This is a genomic window from Plasticicumulans acidivorans (genome assembly GCF_003182095.1).
GTDB lineage: Bacteria > Pseudomonadota > Gammaproteobacteria > Competibacterales > Competibacteraceae > Plasticicumulans > Plasticicumulans acidivorans.
Map to the genome: position 1 here is coordinate 291727 of NZ_QGTJ01000004.1, position 17276 is coordinate 309002.

Below are 17276 nucleotides of genomic sequence, written 5' to 3' on the forward strand. Positions count from 1 at the left end.
CGGGACGGGCAAATCAGCGCCGGCATGCAGTCTTGCCAGCCTTTCCGGAGCCCGGCGGGCAGGTTGAAAATGCCGTCAGAAGGGCGAAGGGCGATAAATCCCGGCCGGCGTCCCGCAGGGGCATGCGCGCCGGAATCGGCACTTGATTCCGCGCAGAATGCTGCACGTCGGGGGCGGACTTTTCCGTCGTGGCGCCTACACTCGCTTTGTGAAACAATAAAATATCAAAACCGTTGCGGAATGGTTTTCAAGTGATTGACTCAGAAGGTTTTCGTGCCAATGTCGGCATCATACTCTGCAACGATGCGGGGCGCCTTTTCTGGGCTCGCCGCATCGGTCAGAAGTCCTGGCAGTTTCCGCAGGGCGGCATCCGGCGTCATGAAACACCGGAAGAAGCCATGTACCGCGAACTCGACGAGGAAATCGGCCTGCATCCGCGGCATGTGGAAATCCTCGGCCGTACCGGTGGCTGGCTGCGTTATCGCCTGCCCAAGCGCCTGATCCGCCGTCACAGCCGGCCGACCTGCATCGGCCAGAAACAATTGTGGTTCATGCTGCGCATGCTCGGCGACGAGTCCGACGTCTGTCTCAGCACGTCGGAGCGCCCCGAGTTCGATCACTGGACCTGGGTCGATTACTGGTACCCGCTGGAAAACGTCGTGGCGTTCAAGCGCTACGTGTACCTGCGCGCGCTCCACGAGTTGTCCTGCTGCTGTTTTCCACAGCAGCCGCCGGACCCTCCGGCGGCGCTGCTGGCGCGTTTCAATCTGAGCTTGCGGCCGTCGCTGCCGGTCCGTGCAAGCCTGACGGCCGGAGGCGGGCGGGCTTTGCCGCCGCGCTGACGTCATGGCTGCCAAGGAGGCGACGATGCTCGATTCGCTGCAGCGCATCGTGCAGGAAGTCAACACCGCACACGATCTCGACGAGGCGCTGGCGCTGATCGTCGAGCGGGTCAAGGCGACGATGGCGGCTGACGTCTGCTCGGTCTATCTGAGCGACGAGTCGCGGGCCGAATACGTGCTGATGGCGACCGACGGCCTGCGTCCCGGCGCCGTCGGCCGTGTGCGCATCCCTTTCGGTAAGGGGCTCGTCGGCCTGTGCGCGAGCCGTGCCGAGCCGGTCAACGTCGAGAATGCGCCGGATCATCCGCAGTTCCTGTTCGTTGCCACCACCGGTGAATCGCCGTTTCACGGGTTTCTCGGCGTGCCGATCGTGCGCCGGCGCAAGGTGATGGGCGTACTCGTCGTGCAGCAGCGCCAGCAGCGCCGCTACGTCGACGACGAAGTTGCCTTCATGGTCACGCTCGCCGCACAGCTCGCCGGCTCGATCACGCAGGCGGAACTGCGCCAGGCGCTCGATCGCATGGATGTCGATGATTTCGCCGGCACCCTGTTCGTCGAGGGCGTTGCCAGCGCACGCGGCCTGGGCATCGGTCAGGCGGTGGTGATCTTCACCGAGTCGAGCTTGTCTTCGGTGCCGGACAGGCCGGTCGGCCCGGATGACGTCGAGGCCGAATGCGAGCGCTTCCGCGCTGCAGTTGCCACCGAACTGGCCGAGCTGCGCGAACTCGGCACACGCATGGGGCGCATCCTGTCACCGGGCGATCAGGCGCTGTTCGATGCCTACGCGATGCTGCTCGGTTCAGACAGCCTGATGAACGGCACACTGGCCCGCGTGCGCGCCGGCAACTGGGCGCCCGGCGCATTGCGCGACACGGTCGCCGAGTACGCGAACGTGTTCGAGGAGATGGACGACGCCTACCTGCGCGGTCGTGCCGCCGACATCCGCGATCTCGGTGACCGTTTGCTCAAGCGCCTGCGTGCCGGCGGGGCGACGGCGGCCACGGTCTATCCGGAGCGCTGCGTGCTGGTCGGCGAGGAGATCAACGTCTCGCAGCTGCTCGACGTGCCGCCGGAAAAACTGGTCGGCCTGGTCTCGGTGCGCGGCACCGGGGCTTCGCATGTCGCATTGCTGGCGCGTGGGCTGGGCATTCCGGCGGTGTTCGGTGTTTCCAGTGCGCCGCTGACCCGGCTCAACGGCCGCGAAGTCGTCGTCGACGGTTATTCGGCACGCATCTGCATCCAGCCGGGAGCGGCGCTGCGTGAGGAATACCTCAAGCTCGCGCGCGAAGAGGCCGATCTGTCGCAGGGGCTGCAGGAGCTCAAGGACCAGCCGGCGATGACGCCGGACGGCCATCGCGTCAGTCTACTGGCCAACTCCGGTCTGTTCGCCGATATCAACGCCGCGCGCGACAGCGGCGCCGAGGGTGTCGGCCTGTACCGCTCGGAGATGCATTTTTTCCTGCGCGATCGTTTTCCCGGCGAGGACGAGCAGACCGAAACCTACGCCCGCGTGCTGGCCAGCATGGCGCCGCGGCCGGTGACGCTGCGCACGCTCGACGTCGGTGGCGACAAGCCGCTGCCGTATTTCCCGATCGAGGAGCAGAACCCGTTTCTCGGCTGGCGTGGCATCCGCATCTCGCTGGATCAGCCGGACATCTTCAAGACCCAGCTGCGGGCGATCCTGCGTGCTGCGGCGCAGACCGGTGCCGAGAACGTTTCGGTGCTGTTCCCGATGATTACCGTCGTCGCCGAACTCGACGAGGCGCTGGAATTGCTGCGCCGGGCGCACGCCGAGCTGGCCGAGGATGGCGTGACCGTCAACATGCCGCGGGTCGGTGTGATGATCGAGGTGCCCGCCGCGGTCTGCCAGATCGAACTGCTGGCGCAGCGGGTGGACTTCGTCTCGGTCGGCTCCAACGATCTGACGCAGTACCTGCTGGCGGTCGACCGCAACAACGACCGCGTCGCCAAGCTCTACGACAGCCTGAACCCGGCCGTGCTCGGCGTCATGCAGTGGCTGGTCGAGCGGGCACGCCGGGTCGGCGTGCCGGTCAGCGTCTGCGGCGAGATGGCGGGCGATCCGGCCGCGGCCCTGCTGCTGCTCGGCATGGGTGTCGACAGCCTGTCGATGAGCCTGGGCAACCTGATGAAGGTCAAATGGATGATCCGCTCGGTGCCGCTGAGTGCTGCGCGCGACACCCTGACCGAGGCACTGACGCTCGACTGCGCGCAGAAGATCCGTGCCCGCGTCGACGAGGCACTGCTAGCGCACGGGCTCGGCGCGCTGGTGCGCCCCGGGCGCAAGTGATCGCGTGATGCCCGAGCCCGTTCTCAGCCTGACGGCCGCCTGGTTCGTCGGTTTGGCCAGTACGCTGCACTGTGCCGGCATGTGCGGCGGTATCGTCGGTGCGCTGTCGCTCAGTTTGCCGGCGGCGGTGCGCGCCGATCGCCTGCGCTTCATCGGTTTCGTGCTGGCATACAATGCCGGCCGTCTTGCATCGTATGTCGTTGCCGGTGCGCTGGCCGGTGCTGTTGGTGCGGCGCTCGGAGCAGGCCTTGCGCTTGAGCCTGCACAGGGTGCGCTGCGCCTGCTGGCGGCGATCATGCTGGCGTGTATCGGTTTGTCGATCGCCGGCTGGCTGCCGCCGGTCGCGGCGATCGAACGTTTCGGCCAGCCGCTGTGGCGTCGTCTGGAACCGCTCGGGCGGCGCCTGCTGCCGGTACGCTCCTGGCCCGGAGCACTGGCCTTCGGGGCCGTCTGGGGCTGGCTGCCATGCGGACTGGTGTATTACATGCTCGCACTGGCCGCAGCGGCGGGCGGTGCTCTGTCCGGTGCGGCGACCATGCTGGCGTTCGGCGTCGGTACGCTGCCGGTGATGCTGCTGAGCGGCCTGCTGGCCGGCGGTCTGGCACGTCTGGGCGGAGTGCCGCGGTTGCGGCGCGTGGCGGGTCTGACGCTGGTGGTGCTCGGTGTGCTGACTGCCTGGCTACCGCCCGATCTGTTGCACGGAATATCGTAAGCGCGCCGCAAGGCACGCGTTTGCTGACGGAGAATGATCCGATGGATGCCTTTGAACGCCTTCTGCTCGGTGAGGCCCCCGCGCTGCGGGAAGTGTGCAACGCCGCCCGCATCGTGGCGGCGACCGACGTCACCGTGCTGATCGAGGGCGAGAGTGGCACCGGCAAGGAGCTGTTCGCGCGGGCGCTGCACGAGCACAGCCGGCGTGCCGGGGCACCCTTCGTGTCGGTCAACTGTGCCGCGCTGCCGGAGACGCTGGCCGAGTCGCTGCTGTTCGGTCATGCCCGCGGCGCCTTCACCGGGGCTGTCGCCGAACATGCCGGTCATGTGCGCGAAGCCGACGGCGGCACGCTGTTCCTCGATGAACTGGCCGAGCTGCCGATGGGGGTGCAGGCAAAACTGCTGCGCTTCCTCGAATCCGGCGAGTTCCAGCCGGTCGGTCAGGCACGACCGGGCAAGGCCGATGTGCGCGTGGTTGCCGCGACGCATCGCGAGCTGCGCACCGAAGTCGCCGCCGGGCGTTTCCGTGCGGATCTGTATTACCGGCTGGCCGTGGTGCCCTTGCGCCTGCCCTCGCTGCGCGAGCGCGGCGCTGATGTCGAGCGCTTGGCCCAGGCGTTCTGCGAGGCGCTCGCCGAGCGCCACGGTGTTGCGGCTCCGCGCTGGTCGGCGGCGGCGCTCTCCGTGCTGCGCCGTTACGACTGGCCCGGTAACGTGCGCGAGCTGCGCAACCTGTGCGAGCGCATGGTGATCCTGTGCCCGGGGCGGACGCTCGGCGCAGAAAACCTGCCGGCCGAGCTGCTCGCCGGCGGTGGCGTGATCGAAGACACGGCAGCCGCCTTCGCCCTGCCGGCATCCGGTGTGCGCCTCGATGATCTGGAACAGGGGCTGATCCGTCAGGCGCTGGAGCGCACCCAGGGCAATCGCAGTCGGGCTGCCCGCCTGCTCGGTATCACCCGCGATACCCTGCTGTATCGGCTGAAGAAATTCGCCATCGACGCCTGAGCGGGCGCCGTCATGCAAAGGCCCGCTGGCGTTGCCTCCAGCGGGCCTTTTTCGTGCAGGTTGCCGCTCAGGCGGCGTGCGACTTTTCCTTGATTTCTTCGACCTGCTTGCATTCGATGCACAGCTCGGCGGTGGGGCGGGCCTCCAGGCGGCGCAGGCCGATTTCCACACCGCAGCTCTCGCAGTAGCCGTATTCGTCGTTGGCGAGGCGCTGCATGGCTTTGTCGATCTTGCGCAGCAGCTTGCGTTCGCGGTCACGGGCACGCAGCTCCAGGGAGAATTCTTCCTCCTGGCTGGCGCGGTCGTTGGGGTCGGGCAGATTCAGGGGCTCGTCCTGCATGTGCGTGACGGTGCGCTGGCTGCCAGCCATCAGCTCCCGCTTCCAGGACAGCAGAATGTCGCGGAAATGCGCTTTCTGCCCTTCGCTCATGTATTCCTCGTCAGGCTGCGGCTGATACGGCGTAAAGCCCGAGAAACTGTCATCGAGAGCCATCGTCGACCTCCATAAAAATGAACGAATGCAAAAATGCGGTAGTCGGCTTCCGCAGGAAGCGGCGATCGAGAATTTCGTCGGGGGGCCGGCCGCAAGCGGCGGAATGAAATCACATATCGGGGGTTTGGGGAATGGTGAAGAGCTAGATTGCCGTATCGTGCAAAGGGGGTAACTGACCCATGACACTGCCTTTCACACCGATTGTGGCGGTCGGCACGAAACTGTCATCGGACAGTCATTCAGTCGACGCGGAGTCATGCGGATGTCATATTCCTCACTTTTAATGCCGGCGCCTCATCGAGGAGCCCGTTGTCATGAGTGAGAAACGCATTCTGGTCGTGGAAGACGAGCAGCCGATTCGCGAAATGGTCAGTTTCGCGCTCGGCAATGCCGGGTATGCGACTGCTGAAGCGGCGGATGCCCGCGCTGCACAGGCCATGATCGCCGATCGCCTGCCCGACCTGATCCTGCTCGATTGGATGCTGCCCGGTACCAGTGGCATCGAGTTCGCGCGGCGCCTGAAAAAAGACGAACTGACGCGCGAAGTGCCGATCATCATGCTGACCGCGCGCGCCGAAGAAGAAGACAAGATCCACGGTCTGGAAAGCGGCGCCGACGACTACGTCACCAAGCCGTTCTCGCCGCGCGAGCTGGTGGCGCGGATCAAGGCGGTGTTGCGGCGCGGCGGTCCGCAGGCCGGTGAGGAAGCGCTGGAGGCGAACGGCCTCAAGCTCGACCCGGTCAGCCATCGCGTCACTGCCGATGACGTCGACGTCGACATCGGCCCGACCGAATACCGTTTACTGGAGTTTTTCATGTCGCACCCGGAGCGGGTGTATTCGCGCTCGCAGCTGCTCGACCGTGTCTGGGGCAGCAATGTCTACGTCGAGGAGCGCACTGTCGACGTGCATATCCGCCGTTTGCGCAAGGCGCTGGAACCGACTCTGCACGATGCCCTGATCCAGACCGTGCGTGGTACCGGCTATCGTTTCTCCACGCGGGTCTGACGTTTGCGCAGTCCTTGGCCATCTGCCGTGTGGCGCACGTTCGGTGCGCTGCTGTCCGGCGTGTTTCTGGGGTGGGAAGTCGATCACCCGTGGAGCGGACTGACGCTGGCAGCGCTGCTGCTGGTCGCCTGGCATCTGCGCCAGCTGTATCGTTTCGAACGCTGGCTGCGTGATGACTGCCGCCGCCAGCGTCCGCAGGTCAGCGGCATCTGGGATGAGCTCTACTACCACGTGCAGCGGCGCCGGCAGCGCCGGCGCGACACGGCCCGGCATCTGGTCGCCGTGCTGCGCAAGTTCCAGGAAGCGGCGCGCGCCATGCCCGATGGCACCATCGTCGTCGACGAAGGTGATGTCGTGCTGTGGTGCAATCCGGCCGCCGAGCGGCTGCTCGGCCTGCGTTCGCCGCAGGACATCGGCAGCCGTCTGACGTATCTGGTGCGCCATCCGAGCTTCGTGCAGTTCCTCGGCAAACACGAGTACCACGGCGTCTGCGATTTCCCGTCGCCGATCGCCGACGGTCTGCCGCTGTCGGTGCGGGTCATCCCGTACGGTGAAGCGAACCGTCTGCTGATCGCCAGCGATGTGTCGCGCGTGCATCGCCTGGAGCAGGTGCGCCGCGACTTCGTCGCCAACGTTTCGCACGAGCTGCGCACACCGCTGACAGTGATCGGCGGCTATCTCGAAACCCTGCTCGACAGCGGCGATCTGTGCGCGCAGAAATGGGAGCAGCCGCTGCGGCGCATGCAGCAGCAGTCCGGGCGCATGCAGCACATCATCGAAGACCTGCTGATGCTGGCCAAGCTCGAAGGCCAGGGCGAGCGGGTGGCGATGCGGCCGGTGGCAGTGCCGGGCATGCTGGCGGCGATCGCCGAGGATGGCATTGCCTTGTCCGGTGAGCAGGGGCATGAGATTCGCGTCGAGGCCGATGGCGATCTCTGGCTGCTCGGGCATGAGCAGGAGCTGCGCAGCGCCTTCTCGAATCTGGTGTTCAATGCTGTGCGCCATACGCCGGCGGGACGTCGCATCGTCATCCGCTGGTATCAGGACGGACGCGGCCTGCACATGGAAGTCGAGGACAATGGCGAGGGCATCGCGCCGCATCACCTGCCGCGCCTGACCGAGCGCTTCTACCGCGTCGACCGCGGGCGCAATCGGGAGAGCGGCGGGACCGGGCTCGGGCTGGCGATCGTCAAGCATGTCATGAGCCGGCACGGCGGACAGCTGCGCATCACCAGCCAGGTGGGGGTTGGCAGTACGTTCGCCTGTGATTTTCCCGCCGAACTGGCGCTCGCGCGCAAGGTGGTGAGTCGCGGGAGCGGAGGACTCGGATCATGAAACTGCTGGTGCTGAGACATGGGGTGGCGGAAGACGCCGAGGGCTTCATCCGCGCGGGCGGTCACGACGCCGAGCGCGCGCTGACCGATGAAGGCCTGCGCCGCATGCGCAAGGTGGCGAATCGCCTGCGCTCACAGCTCGATCGCCTGGACCGGATCGTCAGCAGCCCGTATCGCCGGGCGCTGGAAACCGCTGAGGTGCTCGCCGCGGCCTTCGGCGGGCCGACACCGGAGCGCATTGACGGCATGACGCCGGCCGATGATCCGGCCGAGCTGCTGGCCTGGCTCGGCGAGCAGTCGGCGGAGGCGTGCATCGCCGTGGTCGGCCACGAGCCGCACCTCGGGCGGCTGATCGGGTTGCTGCTGGGTGCTCAGTCGGCCCCCTCGCCGGTGCGGCTGCGCAAGGGCGGCAGTGCGCTGATCGAGTTCAACGGCAGCGCGACGGCTGGCGGCGGCGTGCTGCAGTGGCTGCTGACGTCGGCGCAGATGCGTGCCTTGCGCGACTGATCCCGGCCTGATCCCGACTGATCATCCGCAGACCGGCGGGGGCGGCGGCACGTTACAGTAGCCGGGTTGTGTTCACGTCGCCGTCGCCAGAGAACCGTACGACATGCCTGCAGACTCCTTTGCCGCGATCGATCTCGGCTCGAACAGTTTCCACATGATTGTCGTGCGCGCCCACGAGGCGCAGGTCCAGGTGCTCGATCGGCTGCGCGAGATGGTGCAGCTCGCCGCCGGACTCGACGAGCAGCAGCGCCTGTCAGCCACGGCTCAGCAGCGCGCACTCGACTGCCTGGCGCGCTTCGCGCAGCGCATTGCCCATCTGCCGCCCAGCCGCGTGCGCATCGTCGGTACCAATACCCTGCGTCAGGCGCGCAACGGCGCGGCCTTCCTGGCGCGAGCCGAGGCCATTCTTGGTCATCGCATCGAAGTGATCAGCGGCATGGAAGAGGCGCGGTTGATCTACCTCGGTGTCGCGCATACCACCGCGGGGCAGGGGCGGCGTCTGGTCGTCGATATCGGCGGCGGTTCGACCGAGCTGATCGTCGGTGAGCAGTTCGAGCCCCATCAGCTCGAAAGCCTGTACATGGGCTGCGTCAGCATGACCCGGCGCTGTTTCTCCGCCGGGCGTATCCGCGAAGCCGACCTCATCGCCGCCGAGCTCGCCGTGCGTCAGGAGCTGGAGCCGGTCGAGGCCGCCTTCCGCGCTCAGCGCTGGGATGAAGCCATCGGTGCGTCCGGCAGCATCAAGGCGATCCGCGACGTGCTGGTGTGGCTCGGCTGGTGCAGCGATGACATTACCGCCGAGGGCATGCAGCGGCTGCGCAGCGAGCTGCTCGCGGCCGATGCCGCTGCGCTGGCCAGCCGCTTCGATCTGTCCGCGGAGCGGGCCAGTGTGTTCGTCGGCGGCTTTGCCGTGCTCTATGGGATTTTCGAGTCATTGGGACTTGAGCGCATGCGCGTCTCCGATGGTGCGCTGCGCGAGGGGCTGATCTACGACCTGCTCGGTCGTGTGCGTCATGAGGACGTGCGGGCTCGTTCGGTTCGGGTGCTGGGCAGCCGCTTCGCCAGCGACGAGGCCCATGGTCAGCGCGTGGCGCAGACCGCCATGGCGCTGCGCGCGCAGGTGGCCGACGGCTGGGAGCTCGATGACGAGGATGATGTGTCTTTCCTGGCGTGGGCGGCGCAATTGCACGAAATCGGCCTGACGATCGCGCACAGCCAGTACCACAAACACGGCGGTTACATTCTGGCCAATGCCGATCTGCCGGGCTTTTCGCGCACCGAGCAGAGCGCGCTGGCCGCGCTGGTGCGTGGCCACCGGCGCAAGTTTCCACTCGATGTCTTCAATCAGCTGCCAGCCGTCCAGAACGAGCGCATGCAGCGTTTGTGTGTCCTGCTGCGGCTCGCCTGTGTGCTGCACCGTTCGCGTTCGCGCGACCCGCTGCCGGCGCTGACGCTGGCTGCGGACGGGCACGCGTTGCGCTTGCTGCTGCCGCCGGGCTGGCTGGAGTCACATCCCTTGAGTTGTGCCGATCTGGAGGCGGAGGCCGGATGGCTCGCCGCCGCCGGCTGGACGCTCAATTTCGCCGGCTGACGCGGCAAAGCGTCCATCATCGGGCCTCTGCAGCCCGTGCGTCTTCACGCTCGGGCTGTAGAGACGACGTTATCGATCAGGCCGGGCGCGGGGCGTTGCGCCGCCGCGGGCGGCCGTGCAGCGGCCGCGGTGCGCGTTCGATGCGCTTGGGCGGCTGCGGCTCGACGAGCAGTTCCGGCTCGATCGGCGTGACCGGGATCTTCTGGCCGATGTAATCCTCGATGTCCGGCAGCGAGTAGACGTATTCCTCACAGGCGAAGCTGATCGCATCGCCCTCGGCACCGATGCGCGCGGTACGGCCGATGCGGTGGACGTAGTCTTCGGCATCCTGCGGCAGGTCGAAGTTGAAGACGTGGGTCACGTCGGGAATATGCAGCCCGCGCGCGGCGACGTCGGTGGCGACGAGGATGTTCAGCTCGCCGGCCTGGAACTGCGCCAGCAGGCGCTCGCGCTTGTTCTGCGGGATGTCGCCGGAGAGCACGGCGCACTGGTAGCCGTTGCCGGCCAGCCAGGCTTCGACCTGTTCGGCAGCGCGCTTGGTGTTGACGAAGATGATCGCCCGCGACGGCTTCTGCTGGCGCAGCAGGCCGATCAGCAGCGGAATCTTGTCTTCCTTGGAGACGTGGAACAGCACCTGCCGGACTTTGTCTGCGGTGACCTGCTCGGACTCGATCTTGATCTGCTGCGGGTTGTTCATGTGCTCGTAGGCGAGCTCCATGACCCGGGTCGACAGCGTCGCCGAGAACAGCAGGTTGATGCGCTGGTCCGGTGCCGGCATGCGCCGCAGCAGGTAGCGGATGTCGGAGATGAAGCCGAGGTCGAACATGCGGTCGGCCTCGTCGAGGACGACAACCTCGATGTGCTTGAGCTTCAGCACGCCCTGCTTGTAGAAGTCGATGATGCGGCCCGGCGTGCCGACGACGATATCGACGCCGTCTTCGAGCTGGCGCTTCTGCGAGTCGTAGCCGGTGCCGCCGTAGACGGCTGCGCACTTGAGGCCGGTGTAGCGGCCGAGCGACTCGGCGTCCTTGTGGATCTGCAGCGCGAGTTCGCGGGTCGGCGCCAGAACGATCGCCCAGGGGCCCGCCAGTCCTTCTTCGACCGGTGTGGTCATCAGGTAGTGCAGCGTGGCCAGCAGGAACGCTGCGGTTTTGCCGGTACCCGTCTGCGCCTGGCCGGCGATGTCATGGCCGGCGAGCGCGAGGGGGAGGGTGGCCTCCTGGATCGGCGTGGCGTAGGTAAAGCCAGCGTCCTCCAGCGCTTCCTGCAGGCAGTCAACCAGCTGCAGGGAATGGAAGGCCGTAGTGGTCAGATGATTCTTTTCCATGGATTCCAACGATCAATGCCGTGGTGTGTCGGTCACTTGGACGGGGACTTGCCAGCGTTCCGACGTTTCGGCTGATAATGAGGGTCACGTAAGCACAGGCTGCCCGTGATGCGGCGGCCATTTTGGAGGCGAATGCCGTGAGTGATCAAATCGTTTATGTCACCGACGACACGTTCGAGGACGAGGTACTGAAATCCGCGCAGCCGGTGCTGCTCGACTACTGGGCCGAGTGGTGCGGTCCGTGCCGCATGATCGCGCCGATTCTCGATCAGGTCGCTGACGAATACGCCGGCAAGCTCAAGGTGGCGAAGCTCAACATCGACGAAAATCCGGCCACGCCGGCGAAGTTCGGTGTTCGCGGCATTCCGACGCTGATGGTCTTCAAGGACGGTCAGGTCGTCGCACAGAAGGTTGGCGCGCTGTCGAAGTCCGAGCTGGCACGTTTCCTCGACGCCAACGTTTGAACTTTCTTTGCGACGAGCGATTTGCAGGGTGGCGTCGTCTGGACGCCGCCCTTTTTGCGTGTTAATTTTCCACCGTTACGCGGTGCACCCCGTCTGCGCCGCATCGCGCCGCGCAGTTTCGCCGCCCCCCGGCGCTTGATCCCCGCTCGCTTCATTCCATCTCTAGACCCTGTTTGCCCGGGTACTTCTCAAATTCCGCAGCTACGCGCCGGAAGCACGACTACATGAATCTGACCGAACTGAAAAGAAAGTCCGCGGCCGAAGTCATCGAAATTGCCCAGGGCCTCGGCCTGGAAGGCATGGCTCGGTCGCGCAAGCAGGATGTGATCTTCGCGATCCTCAAGGCGCTGGCGAAGAATGGTGAGGACATCTACGGCGACGGTGTCCTTGAGATCCTGCAGGACGGCTTCGGGTTCCTGCGCGGCGGGGACAGTTCGTATCTGGCGGGGCCGGATGACGTCTACGTCTCACCCTCGCAGATCCGCCGCTTCAACCTGCGTACCGGCGACACCGTCAGCGGCAAGATCCGCCCGCCGAAAGAAGGCGAGCGCTACTTTGCACTGCTCAAGGTCGACTCGATCAACTTCGAGCCGCCGGAGAATTCCAAGAACAAAGTCCTGTTCGAAAACCTGACACCGTTGCACGCGCAAAGCCGGCTGAGGCTCGAACGTGGCAACGGCTCGACCGAAGACATCACCGCCCGCATCATCGATCTCACCGCGCCGATCGGCAAAGGCCAGCGCGGCCTGATCGTCTCGCCGCCGAAGGCCGGTAAGACCGTGATGATGCAGAACATCGCGCAGAGCATCGGTGCCAATCACCCCGAGTGCTACCTGATCGTGCTGCTGATCGACGAGCGCCCGGAAGAAGTCACCGAGATGCAGCGCACGGTGCGCGGCGAGGTCATCGCCTCGACCTTCGATGAGCCGGCCGCGCGCCATGTGCAGGTGGCCGAGATGGTCATCGAAAAGGCCAAGCGCCTGGTCGAGCACAAGCGCGACGTCGTCATCCTGCTCGATTCCATCACCCGCCTGGCCCGCGCCTACAACACCGTCGTGCCGTCGTCCGGCAAGGTGCTGACCGGCGGTGTCGACGCCAATGCGCTGCATCGGCCGAAGCGTTTCTTCGGTGCCGCACGCAACATCGAGGAAGGCGGCTCGCTGACCATCGTCGCGACTGCGCTGATCGATACCGGCTCGCGCATGGACGACGTCATCTACGAGGAATTTAAAGGCACCGGCAACATGGAGATCCACCTGGATCGCCGCATTGCCGAGAAGCGCGTGTTCCCGGCGATCGATATCAACCGCTCCGGCACCCGTCGCGAGGAGCTGCTGACCGAGCCCGAGGATCTGCAGAAGATGTGGATCCTGCGCAAGCTGCTGCATCCGATGGACGAGCTGCAGGCGATGGAATTCCTGCTCGAACGCCTGAAGAACACCAAGACCAACCGCGAATTCTTCGAGATGATGCGCCGCTGAGTCTGATCGCGCTGCCCGCCCGCCCGCCCGCGCGGGCGTTGCCCGTGGTGTGCGTCAGCGCCGCCGCCATTGGCCGTTGGTATCCATCACCCATTGCCCGTTTGGTGTGGCTTCGATCAGCCGGCTGCCGGCGAGCGACTGCACTTCGCGTAGCGGTCGGCCGGTGCGCCCGGCGATTTCGCGGTACTTCTGCAGCCGCTCGGCGTTGATCATGTCCACCTGCTCACGCAGGGAGCTGCTGGCCTGGGCCGGCAGGCCGAGCAGACCGTCGGCGCGTTCACCGACCTGACCGGCGGCGCGGGCGGTGGCGAGCGGATCGGCCGCCAGCACTGGCTGAGCCATGCCTGCGGTAACGACGACGAGCAGCAGGGCACGCAATAGCTGTAAATGACGGTTCACGGGCGCTTCTCCTTGGCGGCCGGAGTGCCGAACAGGTCCGGGTTGTCGCGGAAGGCGCTGTCGAGTTCGTGGTCGAGCTTGACCCTCACTTCCTGCTCGATGCGCACGTTGAGATTGATTTCGATCGGTTTTTCGGGCGCTTCGACGCGCACGGTCGGCGTGCACGCACCGAGCAGCAGACTGCCGATCAGCGTGGTGGGCAGCAGCGGGGCGGCTGGCTTCATGGTGTTTTCCCATTGCGTTCAAGACGTTCGCGGATCTGTTCGGGCAGGCGGTAGCTGTCCAGCCCCTGCTGCAGCAGGCCGGCCAGCGCACCCGACAGGCGCAGATTGAAGGCGACCGGATGGCCGCCATAGAAGTCCGGATTGGCGCCGTGCAGCGACAGGCCGACGTGCATTTCACCGCCACTGCGGCCGTCCAGCTGCATCGACAGGGACTGGTAATGAAAGTTGCGCAGCGCCTGCAGGGCGAGGGCCGCCTCGCCTTCGCTCAGAAAAGCCGGTGGCTCGGCCGGGGCGTAGCGCAGATCGCCCGGCGCCGTCGCGTGCAGCTGACCATCGACGATTTCGAGCGAGCCGTCACGGCCGAGGCGTAATGGCAGGGCGCCGTCAAGGCGACCCCGGCCGTGCAGGCCGTCGAGTGCGATCAGCGTGAACAGTTCGCCGAGATCGAGTCCGTGCGCCGCGAGCACGAAATCATGGCGCGGTGCGCCGAGCCGGGTGGTGAACGGCGTGACCTGTACCTCGCCGTCAAGCAGTCTGAAGCGTGCCATGCGCAGGCGTAAGCGATCGTCATTGAGTTCGGCTTCGATCCGGCCATCACGCAGCGGCAGTCCGGCGTCGACGGCGGCAATCGTGATTGGCTGACCGGCGGGGACGCGCAGCGGCCAGAGCCGATCGGCGCGCAGCCGGCCGTTGATGCGATACAGGCGGATGGCGCCGAGTGCCAGGTCGAGATCGTGCAGCTGGATTTCGGCCAGATCCGGGCCGGCGGCTTCGCCCCAGCCACTGTGCAGTTTGAAGGCGAGCGTGCCGCGTGCCGCGCTGACATAGTCGCCCGCCGCCGGCCACAGGGCTGTGGCGCGCAGACCGGTTTCCGCAAAGTTCAGCGGTTCGCTGGCCAGCTGCAGTTCGCCACGGCCGTGGCGCGTGTCGTGTCGCAGCTGCAGCTGCATCAGCCGCAATCCGTCGGTGGTGTCGGCATCGAGCGAGAGCGCCAGTTGCTCGTCCAGGGTGCCGGAGAATGGTCCGCTGAGGCGCAGCGGGGCGTGCAAGGCGGGCTGCCGTGTGCTGCGCAGCTGCGCCAGCTCCAGCCGCCCAGAGACGCTGTGTGGAGCGCTGCGGTCGATGTCGAGGGCGAGGTTCAGGCCGCGCCCGGCGAGGCCGAAATCGGCGAGGCCGAGGTCGGCCTCGTTGAGTGCGACGTGCAGTCCGTCGGCCGTGCGCTGCAGTTCGAGGTGGCCGCCGCAGCCGGTGTTGCCGAAACTCAGGCCGAACTGGGCGCTCAGGCCGTCGATGTCGCCGCCAGCATTGAGGCGCAGCAGCGGTGTCGAAGGCTGCAGTGCCTGCAGGCCGAGGCGCAGCGGGGCCGCGGCCAGTGCCGGTGGCAGTTGCGGTGCCAGCGCCGGACCGGGGTGTGCTTCTAGGCCGAAGGGATCTGCCTCGATGCGATGCAGACCGCTGCCATCGATGAGCAGCCGCGCGGCGGCGCTCAGGCGTCCCTGCTGCAGCCAGTCGCCCCAGCTGAGTTGCTCGCCCTGAATACGCAGCGCCAGCGACAGCGGCTCGGCGCGCGCGGGCTGCTGCAGTGTCAGCTCGGCACCGAGCTGGCCGCCAAGGGGCAGCGGCAGACCGATGCGCCGGGCCAGGGCGGCCGGATCGCGGCTGCGCAGCGTCACGTTGCCCTGCAGGCCGCCGGCGAGATGGCCAATCACACCACGCAGCGACAGTTCGGTCGCGGCAGCGCCGATCCGGCCATCGAGCTGCCAGCGCTGAGCGGACTGGACAGCTTCAAACTGTTGCAGCGGCAGTTCAAAGTCACGCCCGGCGCGGCTGAGCTGCAGACGGATACCGTCCAGTACCAGCGCATCGATCGGCAGTACCGGCAGTGTTGTCAGCGGTGAAGAGGTATCGCCATCGTCGCCGGCGGCCGGCAGCGGCAGATACAGATCGGCCAGGCGCAGGCGTTCGATGCGGCCGTGCAGCAGGCTGCCGAAGCTGTAGTCGATCTCGATCCAGCCGGCCGGTGCGTTCGCACTCAGGCGCAGGCGTGCGCTCAGGCGGGTCGCGCCGAGCTCCATGAGGCGCAGCTCGGCGGCAGGAAAGCCGGCGCGGCGCAGCTGCCGGTCGAGCAGGCGTTCCGCGGCGAGCGGCAGTGCCGCCAGGGTGGCGAGGCTGATGATGCCGCCGGTCAGCCAGCGGCGGCGTGGCAGGGGGGGGCGGGGCATGGGCCGATGCTAGCAAACAAAGTGCGCGGCCCATGCCGCCGAAGGGCTCAGCGTCCGCGGCGGCGCGGCGCCGGGTGTTCGCGCGCGATCGCCCGGTAGCCGATGTCGGTGCGGTAGAACATGCCCTGCCAGTGCACGCGCTTGGCCAGGTTGTAGGCGTGGGTCTGTGCCTCGGCGACGTTGTTGCCGAGCGCCGTGGCGCACAGCACGCGGCCGCCGTTGGTCCACACCTCACCTTCGACCAGCGCCGTGCCAGCGTGGAAGATCTTGCCGTCCTCGTCAGCGACGTTGTCGATGCCGTGGATGGTGTCGCCTTTTTCGTAGTGGCCGGGATAGCCGCCGGCGGCGAGCACCACGCCGAGCGCCGGCCGCGGATCCCATTCCGCCTCGATGCGATCGAGGTGGCCGTCGAGCGCGCATTCGCACAGATCGACCAGATCCGAGCGCAGCCGCATCATGATCGGCTGGGTTTCCGGATCGCCGAAGCGGCAGTTGAACTCCAGCACCTTGATCGAGCCGTCGGCGGCGACCATCAGCCCGGCGTACAGAAAACCGGTGTACGGCGTGCCCTCGGCGGCCATGCCGCGCACCGTCGGCAGGATGACTTCCTCCATCGCCCGCGCGTGCACCGCCGCCGTTACCACCGGCGCCGGCGAATAGGCACCCATGCCGCCGGTGTTCGGCCCCTGATCACCGTTGTCGCGCGCCTTGTGGTCCTGGCTGCTGGCCATCGGCAGCACGTGCTCGCCATCGACCATGACGATGAAGCTCGCTTCCTCGCCACTGAGGAATTCCTCGACGACGACCCGGCTGCCGGCGCTGCCGAAGGCATTGCCGGCGAGCATGTCGCGCACCGCGGCTTCGGCTTCCTCGACGCTCTGCGCGACGATCACGCCCTTGCCGGCGGCGAGACCGTCGGCCTTGACCACGATCGGCGCGCCCTGCTCGCGGATATACGCGAGTGCCGGTTCGATCTCGGTGAAGGTGGCGTAGGCCGCGGTGGGGATGTGATAGCGGGCGAGGAAATCCTTGGCGAAGGCCTTCGAGCCTTCCAGCTGTGCGGCCGCCTGCAGCGGCCCGAAGCACTTGAGGCCGGCCGCACGGAAGGCGTCGACCACGCCGAGCACTAGCGGCACCTCCGGGCCGACGATGGTCAGGCCGACGTGATTGGTGCGGGCGAATTCGACCAGCGCCGGCACGTCGTCGACGGCGATCTGCACGTTCTGGCATTTCTCTTCGAGCGCGGTGCCGGCGTTGCCCGGGGCGACGAAGACGTTCTTCACCCGTGCGCTCTGCGCGACCTTCCAGGCCAGCGCATGCTCGCGCCCGCCGCTGCCGATGATCAGCACATTCATGGTCTG

At 66.7% G+C, this 17276-nt stretch carries 16 protein-coding genes; 10 read left to right on the forward strand and 6 right to left on the reverse strand.

All coding sequences use genetic code 11. The features are described 5' to 3' along the window. Positions 1-251: 251 nt before the first annotated feature. From C7443_RS09160 to C7443_RS09175, 4 genes are read left to right on the forward strand one after another with little or no spacing between them, the layout of a single operon-like run. Positions 252-842: an RNA pyrophosphohydrolase gene (locus C7443_RS09160; protein WP_110018290.1), complete on the forward strand. Its 591-nt coding sequence runs from the start codon at positions 252-254 to the stop codon at positions 840-842. Between the two features lie 25 nt (positions 843-867). Next, positions 868-3150 (forward strand): phosphoenolpyruvate--protein phosphotransferase, encoded by a 2283-nt coding sequence (gene ptsP / locus C7443_RS09165; RefSeq protein WP_110018366.1) that lies wholly within the window; start codon positions 868-870, stop codon positions 3148-3150. Positions 3151-3157: 7 nt separating this feature from the next. Further along, on the forward strand, positions 3158-3862 hold the full coding sequence (locus C7443_RS09170; protein ID WP_110018291.1) for a sulfite exporter TauE/SafE family protein: 705 nt from the start codon (positions 3158-3160) through the stop codon (positions 3860-3862). Positions 3863-3903: 41 nt separating this feature from the next. After that, complete coding sequence (locus C7443_RS09175; RefSeq protein WP_110018292.1) at positions 3904-4866, forward strand: sigma-54 interaction domain-containing protein; 963 nt, start codon at positions 3904-3906, stop codon at positions 4864-4866. Positions 4867-4933: 67 nt separating this feature from the next. On the opposite strand, the gene dksA is transcribed toward C7443_RS09175, so the two are convergent. Further along, complete coding sequence (gene dksA / locus C7443_RS09180; protein WP_110018293.1) at positions 4934-5359, reverse strand: RNA polymerase-binding protein DksA; 426 nt, start codon at positions 5357-5359, stop codon at positions 4934-4936. 314 nt (positions 5360-5673) lie between these two features. Between dksA and phoB the strand changes: the two genes are divergently transcribed. The 4 genes from phoB (at position 5674) to ppx (ending at position 9798) form a co-directional block, all read left to right on the forward strand. Beyond that, on the forward strand, positions 5674-6366 hold the full coding sequence (phoB, locus tag C7443_RS09185) for a phosphate regulon transcriptional regulator PhoB (protein ID WP_110018294.1): 693 nt from the start codon (positions 5674-5676) through the stop codon (positions 6364-6366). A 27-nt stretch (positions 6367-6393) separates the two neighbouring features. Continuing rightward, positions 6394-7701: a phosphate regulon sensor histidine kinase PhoR gene (phoR, locus tag C7443_RS09190; protein WP_110018295.1), complete on the forward strand. Its 1308-nt coding sequence runs from the start codon at positions 6394-6396 to the stop codon at positions 7699-7701. Next, a complete protein-coding gene (gene sixA, locus C7443_RS09195; protein WP_110018296.1) occupies positions 7698-8207 on the forward strand; it encodes a phosphohistidine phosphatase SixA in 510 nt (169 codons plus the stop codon). Before phoR ends, sixA begins: the two co-directional genes overlap by 4 nt. A 103-nt stretch (positions 8208-8310) precedes the next feature. After that, positions 8311-9798 (forward strand): exopolyphosphatase, encoded by a 1488-nt coding sequence (gene ppx, locus C7443_RS09200; RefSeq protein WP_110018297.1) that lies wholly within the window; start codon positions 8311-8313, stop codon positions 9796-9798. Between the two features lie 76 nt (positions 9799-9874). On the opposite strand, the gene rhlB is transcribed toward ppx, so the two are convergent. Next, positions 9875-11125, reverse strand: coding sequence for an ATP-dependent RNA helicase RhlB (gene rhlB, locus C7443_RS09205; protein WP_110018298.1), 1251 nt, complete (start codon positions 11123-11125; stop codon positions 9875-9877). Positions 11126-11262: 137 nt separating this feature from the next. Between rhlB and trxA the strand changes: the two genes are divergently transcribed. Continuing rightward, positions 11263-11589 (forward strand): thioredoxin TrxA, encoded by a 327-nt coding sequence (gene trxA, locus C7443_RS09210; RefSeq protein ID WP_110018299.1) that lies wholly within the window; start codon positions 11263-11265, stop codon positions 11587-11589. Between the two features lie 224 nt (positions 11590-11813). Further along, complete coding sequence (rho, locus tag C7443_RS09215) at positions 11814-13070, forward strand: transcription termination factor Rho (RefSeq protein ID WP_110018300.1); 1257 nt, start codon at positions 11814-11816, stop codon at positions 13068-13070. Positions 13071-13124: 54 nt separating this feature from the next. Here rho and C7443_RS09220 read toward each other — a convergent pair whose 3' ends face one another. Genes C7443_RS09220 through purD form a run of 4 tightly spaced genes read right to left on the reverse strand, consistent with a single transcriptional unit; the run spans position 13125 to position 17270 of the window. Then, positions 13125-13469 carry a YdbL family probable chaperone protein gene (locus C7443_RS09220; RefSeq protein WP_146213276.1) on the reverse strand — a complete coding sequence of 115 codons (345 nt, stop codon included), beginning with the start codon at positions 13467-13469 and terminating at the stop codon, positions 13125-13127. Continuing rightward, on the reverse strand, positions 13466-13693 hold the full coding sequence (locus C7443_RS09225; protein WP_110018302.1) for a YnbE family lipoprotein: 228 nt from the start codon (positions 13691-13693) through the stop codon (positions 13466-13468). Before C7443_RS09225 ends, C7443_RS09220 begins: the two co-directional genes overlap by 4 nt. Further along, the gene (locus C7443_RS09230) at positions 13690-15915 is read right to left on the reverse strand and encodes an intermembrane phospholipid transport YdbH family protein (RefSeq protein ID WP_110018303.1); all 2226 of its coding nucleotides are present in this window, start codon (positions 15913-15915) and stop codon (positions 13690-13692) included. The genes C7443_RS09225 and C7443_RS09230 overlap by 4 nt, the downstream gene beginning before the upstream one ends. A gap of 47 nt (positions 15916-15962) precedes the next feature. After that, positions 15963-17270 (reverse strand): phosphoribosylamine--glycine ligase, encoded by a 1308-nt coding sequence (purD, locus tag C7443_RS09235; RefSeq protein WP_110018304.1) that lies wholly within the window; start codon positions 17268-17270, stop codon positions 15963-15965. Positions 17271-17276 lie beyond the last annotated feature (6 nt).